Raw genomic sequence first — 14,302 nt, forward strand, 5'->3', positions numbered from 1 at the left:
ATGAGTTTAATAACATGTAACGTGTGGGTTGATTAACAGCCTATATGTTAATTTCTAGATAGTGTATTGTACAAAATTTGATATTCAAAAACTAGTATTGTTGTATAACCGTTACATTTTGTTCTTAATTCTAAGAGTCTAAAAAGTTTATATTTTTGAAGTTTTCTAATGGTTAAATTAGGAATCATTAAGGGGATAGATGTGTAGAAATAATCTGTTGTTTTTAAAACATTATCTAATTGATAACTAAGTTTTGTTTTTGGTTTTATACCCAAGTTTAACAAAGAAATATGTAAAAATACTTGATTGATAAATGACTGTGGTTTTTGTAGAAGCTGTTGTAAATCTTTTATAAGAATGGGTTTTAAGCGTAATAGTTTTTTGTTGTTTGGGGCATTTTTGATTAGTCTAGTTACGTGATAACATATTTGAGCTGTTGTAGGGTAGCATGGAGAGACCAAATAAGGATAAGTAATATAGTCTTTAGAGGTAATAGTTCTGGTTATATAGGTAATAGAATGTTTGTCTTGTTTGTTTTTAGTAAGGTTGTTTTTAAAAGACCAAAGTAAAATGTTACACAAAACACAAACGTCTGTTTCTATGTGCATTTTTTTACCAAAGTAAACACTGTAGGTTTTTAAATTTCCGTAATTAGATCTTTTATGAAAACTCCATTTAAGGGTTCCATTAGCATGTTTAACTAACTTGTTTTTTAACCAAATATGATTTTTTTTTGGAGTGGGGTTTGTTAAATATACATAAGCAGTATCATCAGCATCATCGGCTAGTTTAAAAAAGTTAAAACGCTTCATTACTTTTCCGTTTGGAAAAAAATCCATAGGATTGGTTTTAAAAAAATTATAGGTTTTACCTCCTTTAAAATTTTTAAAATTAGGATAGCATCTTAATGTTTTATCTATAATTCTTTGAGCAATTGCTTTATTGTCTTTGGAAAGTATTGTTAAATATTCTTGTAAAGTGAATACAATAGCAGCAGAAAAAAATATATTTTCATCTTCTCTATGATAAGGAAAAATAGAATGCATACGTTGAGAGGCAAATATTCCTTTTAGGTAGCCTTTAGAATAACTATCTTTTTGTTGTTGTTCTAGCTGTTGTAATAAAAATGTAATCAAACAAGTAGTTTATAAATATATTGTATGATAAGATACGTTATTTTTTAAAAACAGCATATACGGGAAAATGATCGCTAAAACCACCACGATAAAACTTACCAATATAAGTTCTTAAGGGTTCTCCTTTGCTTCTTCCGGTCCAGTCTGTTAAAAAATCTTTGTTGTAAATGTCAGATTTTACAAACTCTATATTGTTAGATTCTACAAAAGCTTTGCTGTATAAAATTTGATCAAACAAATGCCAAACACCATTGTGCACTAAGCTTCCTTTTAAAGATTGATGTAGTGTTTCCATAGGGTTTAAAATATGGTTGCTTACAAGATGTTTTTGGATGCTTTCAGAAGATGGATCGTCATTAAAATCACCCATAATTACAATTTTTGCATCGGCATCATTTTTTAAAATTTCTGATACACGAGCAGAGAGTATTTTAGCTAAGGCTATTCTTTTCAAATCGGTTTTGTCAATACCTTTTCTTCTAGATGGCCAGTGATTGACAAAAACATGAGTCAGTTCTCCGTATAAATTTCCCTTGGCATATAAAATATCTCTAGTATCGTCTTTGGTTCCATTGGTTTCAAAAACATCAATAGGAATAGGTTCTGAATGGATTAATTCAAAAAAATCTTTGTGATATAACAATGCTACATCAATTCCTCTTTCATCAGGAGACTCGTAGTGAATGCAATCGTAATTTAAATAGCGAAGAGTTTCACTGTGTATAATATCTAAAGCTACTTGCTTGGTTTCAATTTCTGCCAAACCCACAAGTACAGGAGGAAAAACACAATGGTCTGTTCCTATTTTAGAAATTACTTTGGCTATTTTATTTACTTTGTGTTCATACCTATACTGTCCCCATTTTTTTCTACCACTTGGGGTGTAGTCACTATCTAGAGTGTGAGTATCATCCTTATAATCAAATAAGTTTTCGGTATTGTAAAAAGCAATTGAAAATAAGTTGTCTTCGGCCACTATTTGTTTTTTTTTGGATGCGTAAAGATATCTTTATTAATGAAATTCATCAAAGAAAGATTAAGGAATATGTTGATGAAAAACAAAGGTTATCAACAAATTTAGATAGTATTGATAATGGGGGAATTATGTACATTTGTAGCATGATAGAAGAAAAGAAGGTAACGTCTGAAAAAACAGTGTTGGTGGGTGTAATTACACAGCACCAAGACGAGGCTAAATCTACAGAGTATTTAGATGAATTAGAGTTTTTGGTAACCACAGCGGGTGGTGTATCGGTAAAAAGATTTGTTCAAAAATTAGATAAACCCCATCCTAAAACTTTTATAGGTACAGGAAAGTTAGAGGATGTAAAGGCTTATGTAGACTTGCACGATATAGGAACGGTAATTTTTGATGATGAATTGTCTCCTGCTCAATTAAGAAATATAGAAAAAATACTAGATGTAAAAATATTAGATAGAACTACATTAATTTTAGATATTTTTGCCCAAAGAGCAGAAACAAGTTATGCACGTACACAAGTAGCATTGGCACAATGTGAGTATTTGTTGCCTAGATTAACCAAATTGTGGACTCACTTAGACAAGCAAAAAGGGGGGATTGGTATGCGTGGTCCTGGTGAAACAGAAATTGAAACAGATAGACGTATTGTTAGAGATCAAATTTCTTTACTAAAAAAGAAATTAGCAACCATTGATAAGCAAATGGCTGTGCAACGTAAAAACAGAGGAAAAATGGTTCGTGTTGCATTGGTTGGTTATACCAATGTTGGTAAATCTACACTAATGAATGTAATTAGTAAAAGCGAAGTGTTTGCTGAAGATAAATTGTTTGCAACTCTTGATACCACTGTTAGAAAAGTAGTGATTAAAAATATTCCTTTTTTAATGACCGATACGGTTGGATTTATTAGAAAATTGCCAACTCAGTTGGTAGAATCATTTAAATCTACCTTAGATGAGGTTAGAGAAGCAGATTTATTGTTGCATGTTGTTGATGTGTCTCACCCTACGTTTGAAGATCATATTAGTTCTGTAAATACTATTTTAAAAGAAATAGAAAGTGCAAACAAGCCTACTTTAATGGTATTTAACAAAATTGATAAATACACACATGAGGTTATAGAAGATGATGATTTGGTCACAGAAAAGACGGAAAAACATTATACAATAGAGGAACTAAAAAAATCTTGGATGTCTAAAACAGATGAAGATTCTGTATTTATATCTGCCATTAATAAAGAAAACATGGAAGAGTTTAAAGACCAAGTTTTTGAAATGGTTAGAGAAATTCACGCAAAACGTTTTCCTTATAACAATTACTTGTATTCGGAATATGATCAAGATGGAAATAAAATTACATAATTTATGATTTTAGATACACTAGCAAATGCAAGTTTGTACAAAGGTTTAAGTAAGCGTTTGGCAGCAGGTTTTGACTACCTTGCTACTACAGATTTTGCTGCTTTAGAAATGGGCGTTTATAAAATAGATGGAGATGATGTCTTTGCAATTCTACAAACTTATGATACCAAAGAAGAAGTAGATTGTAGGTTAGAGTCACATCAAAAATATATTGATATTCAGTACTTAATTGCTGGAGAAGAATTTATTGGGGTAGAACCATTAAACAATCAAGAAGTAACAGAAGATTTGTTGCAAGAAAAAGATGTTGTTTTTTACAAAGGACAAGCAGAAAACATAAAATTATCAGCAGGTAGCTTTATGGTTTTTTATCCTACCGATGTGCATGCACCTGGTATTAAAATCAATCAACCATCTAAAGTAGTTAAAGTGGTTGTTAAAGTTGCTGTTAAATAAAACATTAATTATACATTAACATAAAAAATCCCAAACGAAAAGTTTGGGATTTTTTATGTTATAAACTTACATTAGTTTTATGTATTGTTATTTTAGAACTTGTAGTTAAATCCTAATCCAAATACTTCTCTTACCTGTACAGCAGCAACAGCATTGTCATCGTAAATAGCTTGTGCTACTACGTTTGCCGATAAATATTCGTTTATTTTCATTACTACATTTAATGTGTAGTCAATATCTACATTTCCAGGGTTTTCTAGGTAGTTGGCATATAGGTTTAAAATGTTTTCTACATTCACGTTTTTTACCAAGTCAAATTTATAGTAAGCCGCTATGTTTGCCCCTAATTCAAAACGACTAGTTTTTCCTTGTTCTACACCAAAAGAAGAACCGTCTTCTGTAAATTCACTATCTACAAAAATAGCTCTTGCAGATGCTGGAGTAATGTTTACTTTTAAATTGTTAGATTTTTTCCACAACATACCAAGACCTGCTTGTAAGTAAGCTGGAGAGAAAAATGTAGAAATTTTATCAACTTGTGCAGATGATTTAAATCCATCAGCAAACTGAGTTTTTAAGTTAGCGTATGCTGAGTAGTACCAATATTTGTTGGCTTGTTTACCGTATAAAGATGAGATTTCAATTTTATCATTTGTTTTGTTAAAATTATCATTTCCATCTAGCTTTGTTAAACCATAAGCTAAGATTATTTTGTTGTCCCAAACGACATTGTCTTTTTTATAGTTAAAATCGTAGTTAACGTTAGCACTAGTAGCGATGTTACTTACACCACCACCTTGCCAATCATTGTTAAATGCAGATTGGTTAAATAATAAGGTAAAGACTCCTCCTTTTTTCCAGTTACTTTCTTTTTCTTGGGCAAAGTTCACAAAAGAGCATAAAGCAATTGCTAAAATTGTAAATTTTTTCATAATCTAGTTTCGTTTTTGTTGTTTAAATAGAGGTACGGTAGAACAAGCTTCTCCGTACATTATGTTTTTGGCAACAGGAAGCAGTTTTTGTATTAATAAAGTATAGGCAGTTTCTGGAATAGGTTTGTTTGCGCATCCTTTTATTATTACAGGTTTGTCTTCAAATTGACTTATGTCAAAAATAGAAATAATTTCTACATATAAAACGGTCTCTAGTAAGTTTAGGTCTCCTACCACACATTTTTTAACATATGTAGCGGCTTTTGTGGTTAATAAAAGGTAAGCCCAAGAGGGAATAATTGCATCTGCACTACACGTAAAAGCTACATATTTGTCTTTTAGTAAAGACCAATCATAGTTTTCGGCTTTTTCTCTAAAGTCTTTTTCTTTTAAAATTAATTCTTGAAAAAGCCAATCTTTAATATCAAACAAAACACGTTCTCCAGGCAAATAAAAATCCTCTAGATCTATGTTTTTTAAGTTGCTATTGGCAACTCTGTTTACAATTTCATCCATAGTTAAATTAGTTGTTAGTACATAGTTTTAGAAATATGAATCACTAAACATTATGTATGTACTTTGTACCAATGATTCAGTACTAATTATAAAAAACCTAATTCTAATTTAGCCTCTTCACTCATCATGTCTTGAGTCCAAGTAGGATCAAAAGTTAATTCAACCTCAACATTGTTTACATCTTCCAATGCAGCTACTTTATCTTCTACCTCTTTAGGCATAGTTTCAGCAACAGGGCAGTTAGGAGATGTTAAGGTCATTAAAATTTTAACATCACTATTGTCATTTACCAATACATCGTAAATTAATCCTAATTCATAAATGTCTACAGGTATTTCCGGGTCGTAAATGGTCTTTAATACATTTACAATTTTATCTCCTATTTCTACAGTTTCTTCGTGTTTCATACTAGTTGTTTTTTGGGGTTATGCGTTTAGTTTGCTTTGCATTCCTAAAGCATATAGTTTAATTTGTTTTATCATAGAGACCAATCCGTTGGCTCTAGTGGCAGATAAATGTTCTTTCAATCCTATTTGATCTATAAAATCTAAATTAGCCTCTAAAATATCTTTAGGGGTTTGGTCGTTAAAAACTCGTAACAATACAGCAACAATTCCCTTGGTAATAATGGCATCACTGTCTGCGGAGAACTGAATTTTATCTTGGTTTAATTCTGAATGCAACCATACTTTAGATTGACATCCTTTGATAAGGTTGTTGTCTGTTTTGTATTGGTCGTCAATCACAGGAATAGATTTTCCTAGTTCTATCATATATTCATAGCGCTCCATCCAATCATCAAACATTGCAAACTCCTCTACAATTTCCTCTTGTATTTCTTTGATAGTCATATTTTAAACTTATTTTTGCAGGCACAAAGATACTGAGTATAAAACTAGGATACAACTTGAACAAACAATGATTGTAGTCTGGTTAAAATTTGAAAAAAACACATGAGTAAATTATTGATTATAGGAACAGTAGCGTTTGATGCTATTGAAACACCTTTTGGAAAAACAGATAAAATTTTAGGAGGTGCAGGAACTTATATAGGCTTGTCTGCAAGTAATTTTAAAAATGTAGATACAGCTTTGGTATCTGTTGTGGGGAATGATTTTCCTCAAGAATATTTTGATTTGTTACACGCAAAAAATATTAATACCGATGGTATTGAAGTGGTAAAGGATGGAAAAACTTTTTTCTGGAGCGGTAAGTACCACACTAATATGAATAAGAGAGATACGTTAATTACCGAATTAAATGTATTGGAACATTTTAATCCAGTTGTTCCTGAAGCTTATAAAGATGCAGAAATTGTAATGTTAGGAAATTTACATCCTTTAGTACAAAATGCAGGGTTAGAGCAAATGACTAACAAGCCTAAAATGGTGGTGTTAGATACGATGGATTTTTGGATGGATATAGCGTTAGACGATTTAAAAATGCTATTAAAAAAGGTAGATGTAATTACAATTAACGATGAAGAAGCTCAGCAATTAAGTGGAGAATATTCTTTGGTAAAAGCAGCTAAAGTGATTCATGAAATGGGTCCAAAATATGTGGTTATTAAAAAAGGAGAGCACGGAGCATTGTTGTTTCATGATTCTAAAATGTTTTTTGCACCGGCATTGCCTTTAGCCGATGTATTTGATCCTACAGGAGCAGGAGATACTTTTGCAGGTGGGTTTACAGGGTACTTAGCGCAACAAGGAGATTTGTCTTTTGAAAACATTAAGAATGCTGTAATTTGGGGGTCTAATTTGGCTTCTTTTACAGTAGAAGAGTTTGGTGTTAAACGTATTGCAGAAGCAACTACAGAAGAGGTAGAACAGCGTTTAGAGAAATTTAAGGACTTAACGAAATTTTCTTTGTAATTTTGCAAAAAATTAACGTTCTAAATAACTAAGTAGAACAAAATTAATAAAAGATACAATATGTGTGGTATTGCAATGGTGAGGTTGCTAAAACCTTTAGAGTATTATAAGGAAAAGTACGGAACAGCTTTTTATGGAGTAAATAAAATGTATTTACTAATGGAAAAACAGCACAACCGTGGCCAAGACGGAGCTGGTTTTGCAAGTATTAAGTTTAACGTAAATCCAGGAAGTAGGTATATTAGTAGAATCCGTTCTAACAAACAACAACCTATTCAGCATATTTTTAAAAAAATAAATAATCGTATTAGCGACACTATTGCTGCAAATCCAGAAAAGAAAGATGATGTAACTTGGTTGGAAGAAAATACTCCTTTTATAGGGAATTTGTTCTTAGGACACGCTCGTTATGGAACTTCTGGAGGAAATTCTTTGGAAAATGTACACCCTTTTTTACGTCAATCTAACTGGAGACACAAAAATTTAATTGTAGCAGGGAATTTTAACATGACTAACAACAGTCAATTGTTAGAAGAGCTGATAGAGTTGGGGCAACACCCAAAAGAAAGTACAGATACGGTAACGGTAATGGAAAAAATTGGTCATTTTTTAGATGATCAAGTAGAGTCTATTTATCAAGATATTAAAGGAAATTATACTAAAAAAGAAGCCTCTCCTATTATTGCTGAAAAAGTAGATTTGGTAAAAATCTTAAAAAGATCAACTCGCAGTTTTGATGGTGGATATGCAATGGCTGGTTTGTTAGGTCATGGTGATGCATTCGTGATGAGAGATCCTTCAGGAATACGTCCAGCATTTTACTACAAAGATGATGAGGTTTTAGTGGTAGCGTCTGAAAGACCTGTAATTCAAACTGCATTTAATGTAGCTATAGATAAAGTAAAAGAATTAGATCCAGGACATGCAATTATAGCAAAGAAAAGTGGAAAAGTATCTATAGAACAAATATTAGAACCTAAAGAAAAAAAGGCTTGTTCTTTTGAACGTATTTATTTTTCTAGAGGAGGAGATGCAGATATTTACAATGAAAGAAAAGATTTAGGAGTGAGAATCTTTCCTCAAATTGTAAAAAGTATAGATGGAGATTTAGAAAACACTGTTTTTTCATACATACCAAATACAGCAGAAACATCTTATTATGGAATGTTTGAAGCTGCTGAAGATTATTTAAACGAACAAAAAACAGAAAAAATACTTGCCGGAGGTAAAAATTTAAGTGCAAAAGAAGTTAGTGCAATATTGGCACAAAGACCACGTTTTGAAAAACTAGCAATTAAAGATGCTAAATTAAGAACCTTTATTACAGCCGATGATAGTAGAGATGATTTAGTAGCGCATGTATATGATGTAACCTATGGAGTTGTTAAAAAGAACGATAATATTGTTATTATTGATGATAGTATTGTAAGAGGAACTACCCTGAAAAAAAGCATTATAAAAATATTAGACAGAACAGAACCTAAAAAAATAGTTGTGGTATCATCTGCACCACAAATTAGATATCCAGACTGTTATGGAATTGATATGGCTAAATTAGGTGACTTTATAGCTTTTAGAGCTGCTGTAGAATTGTTAAAAGAAACAGGTCAGTACCAAATAGTTACCGATGTTTACAATAAATGTATCAAACAACGTAGTAAAAATGATTCAGGGATTGTAAATTTTGTAAAAGAAATATACAAACCATTTACACCAGAAGTAATTTCTGCTAAGATTTCTGAAATGTTAAAAACATCGGATATAAATGCTGAGGTAGAAATTATTTTCCAAACCATAGAAGGTTTACACCAGGCTTGTCCTAACCATTCTGGAGATTGGTATTTTACAGGAGATTACCCTACAGATGGAGGTAAGAGAGTTGTAAATGAGGCTTTTATAAATTTCTATGAAGGAAATAATAAAAGAGCTTATTAAGTGTTTAAAAATATATTTTTTCAAAAAAACCGATGTTTATAGCATCGGTTTTTTTTGTTTGTTAACATTAAATTAACATTGAGTTGCCTGGTTTTTGTTTCCTGTTTTTTAATAGTTTACGGAATTGTTAAAAATATTGGGTTAAAATTATCAAATATTCAATAAAAAAAATAAAGGTGCATTTTTGCTATTTATTTAGTTCCTTAAAATTATCAACTTCACTAAAATGCTGTATAACTTCTTATTTTACATTAAGTTAAAATAGAAATTCTATTGCTTGCGTAACTTTGTATCAAACATAAATGATATGATTATGAAAAAATTTATTTTAATCGCAGTGTTGTTGTTGGTAAGTATTTCTTACGGACAAAATTATGGTTCATTAGGATTGAGTTATGAAGCAATTAACGGAATTGATGCTACTTTATTAGAATCTGAAAGCCAAGCAGGAGATGACTACAGAAGTGCTGTAAAATCTAATTCTGTAAAAGTACAAGGTTATAATTACCAAGGAGGAGTTTATACTTATGGTTCTTTATCTGGACTAAAAGACGAGGACTTTGTTAAGAAAAAACAAAAAACCAAAGCAGAAGTGTATGCGGATGCTATGAAAAAAGACAGAGATGCATCTAGAGAAAATATTGTTATAAGAAAAGCTAAAACAGAAGTTTTGGTAAGATATAATGGTGATTACTCTAGTATAAAACTTATTGACTTTAAAGGAAACGAGGTTAAGGCAAACTTTAGTAAAAAGTATAGAGGTTTAATAGTTCCTAGAGCTAAAGAATCTAAAAAATACTTTTTAGAAGTTAAAAACGATAAAAACGATAAAACGTATTATCACCAAGTAGCTTTATAGTTAGATAAAGAAAAATTGAAATTTAGTATTCTAAAAGAGTAGTGTTGTACAACACTACTCTTTTTTTATTGTATTATAAGGTGTGTTTAATTAACGCTTCTACAGTTTTTTTACTGTTCCCAACAAAAATTTGTTCATTAATTATGGCAACAGGCCTTTTTAAAAAGGTGTACTCAGACAAAATAAGATCTTTATAATCTGTTTCAGACAAGTTTTTATCTTTTAAGCCTTGTTCTTTATACAATCTTGCTCTTTTATTAAAGAGGGCTTCATACGAATTTGTATAGGCATACATTTCTTCTAGTTGTTCTTTGGTAACAGGAGTACTTTTAATTTCTTGAATATCAAAATCTGTAAGCTCTAGTTGATTTAAAATTCTTTTACAAGTATCGCACGTTTTTAAATGATATATTTTTTTCATAAGTGTAAAGTCTATTTTATCTTTAGACTTCTCAAAAGTATAAAAATCAATAAAATGAATATTACAAATCAAGTAGATGTTTTGTTAAAAGGAAGAACTTTAATGTTAAAGATAATAGAAGGATTAACTTTAGAACAAATCAATAAGATTCCTGAAGGATTTCATAATAATATTGGTTGGAATGTTGGCCATTTAGTGGTTACACAACAATTATTGTGTTATAAAATGTCAGATCAAAACATAGAAGTGTCTAATGAAATGATTGAAAAATATAGAAAAGGAACTGCTCCCAAAGAATTAATTAGTAAAGAAGAATGGAGTCTTATAAAAGATCTTTTTATACAATTGCCTACTAAATTAGAATTAGATTATCAGCAACAGATATTTACATCCTATAACGAATATACTACCAGTGTAAATATTACCTTAAATAGTATTGAAAAAGCCATTGACTTTAACAATTTTCATGAGGGAATACATTTGGGAGTTTTATTAGGCTTAAAAAAGTTAGTTTAAAACCAACTTTTTTAAAATAAGTGGTAAATAATACCAACACTTATTACGGTGTTATAATCGTTAAATTTGTCTCCGTCTACACCTTGTGACCCAAAAGAGTTACTGTCTTTTAAATCTGGGTTAACAGCATCTATTCTATCAGATAAGTAATAGTTTATTTTCATTTCTGTAACCAAATCTACTTCTCTGCTTAATTTGTATCGGGTTCCAATGGCAGCTGTAGCAGATAGTACCAAACCTTTAATACCTTTTACGGTTTCTCCAGGGATATAATTGTCTGGGAATCCCCCAGATTTTGCAGAAGCACTACCCGCGTTATTGTTTAGTGCTTCTTGATCATAATTAGGAGTTGAACTTACATAATTGGCTCCTAAACCAAGAGCTATATATGGGTTAGCCTTGCTTCTTTGTCTGTACTTATTAAATCTATGCAAATAAGAAGTAAGGTCTTTAAAGTAGAATTCTAGTTGTGTTCCAAAAGTGATGATGGAAGTTGTACTTGTTAATCTTCCTAATAATACATTGTTAGGAGTTTTAGAATAATCTTTACCATCTTGTGCGTTATCATTTACATCTAAACTTGGGTCAACTTCTTTGTACAATAATTCTTTACCAGTTGCCATTCCATAGTTATTAAAAGAACCATAACTATATCCAAAGTTAGATTTTAAAACTAATCTTTTTACAAAAAGGCTAGAGTCATATCTTCTTGGTAATAAATGTACAGAGTGCGTGGCATTTATGCTAAGCCCGTTAACGGTTACTAATCCATCTAGAGGTCCATTAGGTTCAAAATCAGCTTGAAAATTAGAAATTCCAATATTTGCTCCTATTTCATGTTGAGGAAAAATAGATTTTCTTCTGCTTCTTCTCCATTGTGCGTTAACATCTGCATATGAAAGCACAAGTATAGCTATTAATAGGTATATATTTTTAAACACTATTGTCTTTATTAGGGTTACGAAGCCAAAAGTATAAAAAAATATTGAGCTTTGTTAATTGATTGATATATTTTCATTGATTTCCGAATTGGCTCTTAAATTAATGATTTTAGGAAAGTTATAAATATCCTCAGGTTGAGTTTTGGTGTTGTAATTTCCGTTATCAAATAGGTTGTTGTTATTGGTGTCTTTTACAATTCTAACCTTATATTCATTAGGTTCTAGTTTGGTAAAATATACTTTTTTAGAACTATTTATTATTTGTGTTGATTTGTATTTTGATTTGGTGTTGTATAGCTCTACAATTAAATTGGTGTTGTTAGAGTTTTTGATGTCTAAAATAATGTCTCCGTATTCTTCTGAGTTTGTGGTAGAAAAACTAATTTTTTTAGGATGACTTTTGTAATTTAAAAAATCTGTAAAAGCATGATCTTTTAATACTAGAGAATAGTTTTTGTTGTTTTCTCTATCAAAGTCTACAATTAATTCATGTTTTTTGTTTTTAGATAAAATATGATAAGGAATAGAAATAGAATCATTTTCTAATAATACAATACTGTCTTTATTTATAAAATCTACAGGTATTGTGGTGCTTATTTTTAAGGAATCGTTTGGGTGTAAAATACTTTTAATTAAGCTACTTATTTGAATACTATCTTTTTTTAATTCTCTTAATTTATAGGTGTAAAATTCAGGCACAGTATCTTGTTGTATGCTTAAACGAATACTATCTGTAGGCAACTCTTTAAACCATATATATAAAGAATCTTTATCTGCTTGTTTACTAATTAAATAGTTGTTTATTGGAGTGCCTGCTATTTTTACAGTAGGAGTTTTGGTTCCCTCATATCCAATAATTAGTTGGTTTCCTGTTGTTTGTTTAGGTCTATAAATTTTGTTGTCTTTAGGTTCTTTAAATAAGATAAAATCAATAGAGTCTATAGCTGTTTTTAGATCTATGCTTTTGTCTAAAAAACCAATTCGTTCTATGCCTTTGTCATATTTATAGTTGTTGTTTTTATCTTCTAATGCAATTACTTTATAGTTTGCTGCAGATAGGTTTTCTAACTCGTATAAATTGCTGCTTAAAGTATTGGTCAAGTAATTGGGTGTGTAATATCCTACTAATGTGTCATTGGCATTTTTGTAGGCCATCACACTAATATTTTCAAGTTCTTTTTCATCTAAAGGGTCTATAACATTACCTTTAATGCTTAAAGAATCTAAATATGTACCAGTGCTAAAAACATATGAAAATTTACCTAATTCATTACCTTCATTATTGTCTACAATGCTGTTTCCAAAGTTTATAGTGTAGGTTGTGTTAGGAACTAGGCTGTCTAAAAATTCAATACTTATTTTTTTAGAAACTCCCGAAAGTGGTTTTATAATAGGTTTTTTCTCCATAGGAGGAGAAATAATTAACTGAGAATTAAGCTTCTGAAATTTAATGTATTCATCAAACAAAATAACAATTTTTTGTTGCTTAAAAGATGTTGTTTTGTTCATGGGTTTGGCGATTGCCATTACAGGAGGAATACTATCCTTAGGTCCTCCATCGGGACTTCCCATTCTTGCACAACTAGAAATTTTTAGTGCCAAGAGTATAATGATAAGTATAAGTTGTTTTTTCATAATTTGTTTTACAAAGAAACTACTTTTTGTTGTACTATACTACACAAGCAATAGTAATAATAGAGATGTTAACATTGTATGCGTTTTTTAGTGTTTTTGCACAAGCCATTAGGGTGGCACCTGTTGTTAATACATCATCTACAATTAAAATATGTAACGCGTTTAAATTGTATTTGTTGTTTACTTTAAACATGTGTTTTACGCTATTGTGCCTTTCTTCTTTATTTTGCTTTGTTTGAGATTTGTTGTGTTTTGTTTTGATGAGTGCATTTGAAACGTACTTGGCATTCAAATGTTTGGCAATAGCTTTTCCAAATGTATCTACCTGATTGTACCCTCTTTTTCTTTCTTTTTTAGGGTGTAAAGGAACTGGAATTACCATATCTATTGATGAAAATCTTTCTGTACGTTGCAAATCATAGATTAATGAAGTTGCAGCTTCTGTACCAAAACTTTGCAAACCTTTATATTTTAAAGATTTTAACAGAGTTTGAATAGGACTTTTTTTATAATAAAAAAATAAAGAGGTAGCATGTTGTATGTCTATCCTTCCCCAAAACAATTTTTCTAATGGGTTGTGAGAATAATTTGTAAAACCAGTATAACTTAGTTGCAAAGCACAAGGGATACATAAAAATTTTTGATGTTTATGAATAATTGTTTTACAATGTAAGCATCTATTAGGTACAAATAAATCTCTTAAATCTTTCAGGAGATTCATAGCTTTTATTTTAAAAA

16 protein-coding genes are annotated in these 14,302 nt (G+C 30.4%); 6 read left to right on the forward strand and 10 right to left on the reverse strand.

All coding sequences use genetic code 11. The annotated features are described in order from the left end of the window. Nucleotides 1–47: 47 nt before the first annotated feature. Both ACY2IJ_RS11085 and ACY2IJ_RS11090 read right to left on the reverse strand, forming a co-directional pair. Complete coding sequence (locus ACY2IJ_RS11085) at nucleotides 48–1,136, reverse strand: hypothetical protein (RefSeq protein ID WP_476724434.1); 1,089 nt, start codon at nucleotides 1,134–1,136, stop codon at nucleotides 48–50. A gap of 37 nt (nucleotides 1,137–1,173) precedes the next feature. Further along, nucleotides 1,174–2,112: an endonuclease/exonuclease/phosphatase family protein gene (locus ACY2IJ_RS11090; protein WP_476724435.1), complete on the reverse strand. Its 939-nt coding sequence runs from the start codon at nucleotides 2,110–2,112 to the stop codon at nucleotides 1,174–1,176. Nucleotides 2,113–2,255: 143 nt separating this feature from the next. Between ACY2IJ_RS11090 and hflX the strand changes: the two genes are divergently transcribed. Beyond that, nucleotides 2,256–3,479 carry a GTPase HflX gene (gene hflX / locus ACY2IJ_RS11095; protein ID WP_476726558.1) on the forward strand — a complete coding sequence of 408 codons (1,224 nt, stop codon included), beginning with the start codon at nucleotides 2,256–2,258 and terminating at the stop codon, nucleotides 3,477–3,479. 3 nt (nucleotides 3,480–3,482) lie between these two features. Then, the gene (locus ACY2IJ_RS11100) at nucleotides 3,483–3,935 is read left to right on the forward strand and encodes a NanQ anomerase/TabA/YiaL family protein (protein ID WP_476724436.1); all 453 of its coding nucleotides are present in this window, start codon (nucleotides 3,483–3,485) and stop codon (nucleotides 3,933–3,935) included. 92 nt (nucleotides 3,936–4,027) lie between these two features. On the opposite strand, the gene ACY2IJ_RS11105 is transcribed toward ACY2IJ_RS11100, so the two are convergent. The 4 genes from ACY2IJ_RS11105 to ACY2IJ_RS11120 all read right to left on the reverse strand — a co-directional run bounded on the left by ACY2IJ_RS11105 (nucleotide 4,028) and on the right by ACY2IJ_RS11120 (nucleotide 6,234). Beyond that, on the reverse strand, nucleotides 4,028–4,867 hold the full coding sequence (locus tag ACY2IJ_RS11105; protein WP_476724437.1) for a DUF3078 domain-containing protein: 840 nt from the start codon (nucleotides 4,865–4,867) through the stop codon (nucleotides 4,028–4,030). Nucleotides 4,868–4,870: 3 nt separating this feature from the next. Further along, nucleotides 4,871–5,383: a DUF2480 family protein gene (locus ACY2IJ_RS11110; RefSeq protein WP_476724438.1), complete on the reverse strand. Its 513-nt coding sequence runs from the start codon at nucleotides 5,381–5,383 to the stop codon at nucleotides 4,871–4,873. Between the two features lie 86 nt (nucleotides 5,384–5,469). After that, entirely contained in the window at nucleotides 5,470–5,790 is a 321-nt protein-coding gene (locus ACY2IJ_RS11115; RefSeq protein WP_476724439.1) for an SUF system Fe-S cluster assembly protein, read from the reverse strand. An 18-nt stretch (nucleotides 5,791–5,808) separates the two neighbouring features. Further along, nucleotides 5,809–6,234, reverse strand: a complete 426-nt coding sequence (locus ACY2IJ_RS11120; protein WP_476724440.1) for a SufE family protein — start codon at nucleotides 6,232–6,234, stop codon at nucleotides 5,809–5,811. Nucleotides 6,235–6,336: 102 nt separating this feature from the next. Between ACY2IJ_RS11120 and ACY2IJ_RS11125 the strand changes: the two genes are divergently transcribed. From ACY2IJ_RS11125 to ACY2IJ_RS11135, 3 genes are all read left to right on the forward strand, one after another. Next, nucleotides 6,337–7,257: a PfkB family carbohydrate kinase gene (locus ACY2IJ_RS11125; RefSeq protein ID WP_476724441.1), complete on the forward strand. Its 921-nt coding sequence runs from the start codon at nucleotides 6,337–6,339 to the stop codon at nucleotides 7,255–7,257. A 60-nt stretch (nucleotides 7,258–7,317) separates the two neighbouring features. Beyond that, nucleotides 7,318–9,192 carry an amidophosphoribosyltransferase gene (locus tag ACY2IJ_RS11130; protein WP_476724442.1) on the forward strand — a complete coding sequence of 625 codons (1,875 nt, stop codon included), beginning with the start codon at nucleotides 7,318–7,320 and terminating at the stop codon, nucleotides 9,190–9,192. Nucleotides 9,193–9,505: 313 nt separating this feature from the next. Continuing rightward, on the forward strand, nucleotides 9,506–10,051 hold the full coding sequence (locus ACY2IJ_RS11135; RefSeq protein WP_476724443.1) for a hypothetical protein: 546 nt from the start codon (nucleotides 9,506–9,508) through the stop codon (nucleotides 10,049–10,051). A gap of 73 nt (nucleotides 10,052–10,124) precedes the next feature. Here ACY2IJ_RS11135 and ACY2IJ_RS11140 read toward each other — a convergent pair whose 3' ends face one another. Continuing rightward, on the reverse strand, nucleotides 10,125–10,472 hold the full coding sequence (locus ACY2IJ_RS11140; RefSeq protein WP_476724444.1) for an arsenate reductase family protein: 348 nt from the start codon (nucleotides 10,470–10,472) through the stop codon (nucleotides 10,125–10,127). 54 nt (nucleotides 10,473–10,526) lie between these two features. On the opposite strand from ACY2IJ_RS11140, the gene ACY2IJ_RS11145 reads away from it, so the two are divergent. Beyond that, nucleotides 10,527–10,988, forward strand: a complete 462-nt coding sequence (locus ACY2IJ_RS11145; RefSeq protein ID WP_476724445.1) for a DinB family protein — start codon at nucleotides 10,527–10,529, stop codon at nucleotides 10,986–10,988. Nucleotides 10,989–10,999: 11 nt separating this feature from the next. On the opposite strand, the gene ACY2IJ_RS11150 is transcribed toward ACY2IJ_RS11145, so the two are convergent. The 3 genes from ACY2IJ_RS11150 to ACY2IJ_RS11160 form a co-directional block, all read right to left on the reverse strand. Continuing rightward, nucleotides 11,000–11,893, reverse strand: coding sequence for a hypothetical protein (locus tag ACY2IJ_RS11150; protein WP_476724446.1), 894 nt, complete (start codon nucleotides 11,891–11,893; stop codon nucleotides 11,000–11,002). A gap of 90 nt (nucleotides 11,894–11,983) precedes the next feature. Next, nucleotides 11,984–13,564, reverse strand: a complete 1,581-nt coding sequence (locus ACY2IJ_RS11155) for an Ig-like domain-containing domain (protein WP_476724447.1) — start codon at nucleotides 13,562–13,564, stop codon at nucleotides 11,984–11,986. A gap of 34 nt (nucleotides 13,565–13,598) precedes the next feature. Continuing rightward, nucleotides 13,599–14,285, reverse strand: coding sequence for a ComF family protein (locus tag ACY2IJ_RS11160; protein ID WP_476724448.1), 687 nt, complete (start codon nucleotides 14,283–14,285; stop codon nucleotides 13,599–13,601). Nucleotides 14,286–14,302 lie beyond the last annotated feature (17 nt).

It is taken from the genome of Wenyingzhuangia gracilariae (genome assembly GCF_056387575.1).

What these genes read in the sequence shown, in the direction of transcription:
- hflX (WP_476726558.1), top strand. Translation starts at nt 2,256, where the DNA reads ATGATAGAAGAAAAGAAGGTAACGTCTGAAAAAACAGTGTTGGTGGGT.
- ACY2IJ_RS11100 (WP_476724436.1), top strand. Translation starts at nt 3,483, where the DNA reads ATGATTTTAGATACACTAGCAAATGCAAGTTTGTACAAAGGTTTAAGT.
- ACY2IJ_RS11105 (WP_476724437.1), bottom strand. Translation starts at nt 4,867, where the DNA reads ATGAAAAAATTTACAATTTTAGCAATTGCTTTATGCTCTTTTGTGAAC.
- ACY2IJ_RS11110 (WP_476724438.1), bottom strand. Translation starts at nt 5,383, where the DNA reads ATGGATGAAATTGTAAACAGAGTTGCCAATAGCAACTTAAAAAACATA.
- ACY2IJ_RS11115 (WP_476724439.1), bottom strand. Translation starts at nt 5,790, where the DNA reads ATGAAACACGAAGAAACTGTAGAAATAGGAGATAAAATTGTAAATGTA.
- ACY2IJ_RS11120 (WP_476724440.1), bottom strand. Translation starts at nt 6,234, where the DNA reads ATGACTATCAAAGAAATACAAGAGGAAATTGTAGAGGAGTTTGCAATG.
- ACY2IJ_RS11125 (WP_476724441.1), top strand. Translation starts at nt 6,337, where the DNA reads ATGAGTAAATTATTGATTATAGGAACAGTAGCGTTTGATGCTATTGAA.
- ACY2IJ_RS11130 (WP_476724442.1), top strand. Translation starts at nt 7,318, where the DNA reads ATGTGTGGTATTGCAATGGTGAGGTTGCTAAAACCTTTAGAGTATTAT.
- ACY2IJ_RS11135 (WP_476724443.1), top strand. Translation starts at nt 9,506, where the DNA reads ATGAAAAAATTTATTTTAATCGCAGTGTTGTTGTTGGTAAGTATTTCT.
- ACY2IJ_RS11140 (WP_476724444.1), bottom strand. Translation starts at nt 10,472, where the DNA reads ATGAAAAAAATATATCATTTAAAAACGTGCGATACTTGTAAAAGAATT.
- ACY2IJ_RS11145 (WP_476724445.1), top strand. Translation starts at nt 10,527, where the DNA reads ATGAATATTACAAATCAAGTAGATGTTTTGTTAAAAGGAAGAACTTTA.
- ACY2IJ_RS11155 (WP_476724447.1), bottom strand. Translation starts at nt 13,564, where the DNA reads ATGAAAAAACAACTTATACTTATCATTATACTCTTGGCACTAAAAATT.
- ACY2IJ_RS11160 (WP_476724448.1), bottom strand. Translation starts at nt 14,285, where the DNA reads ATGAATCTCCTGAAAGATTTAAGAGATTTATTTGTACCTAATAGATGC.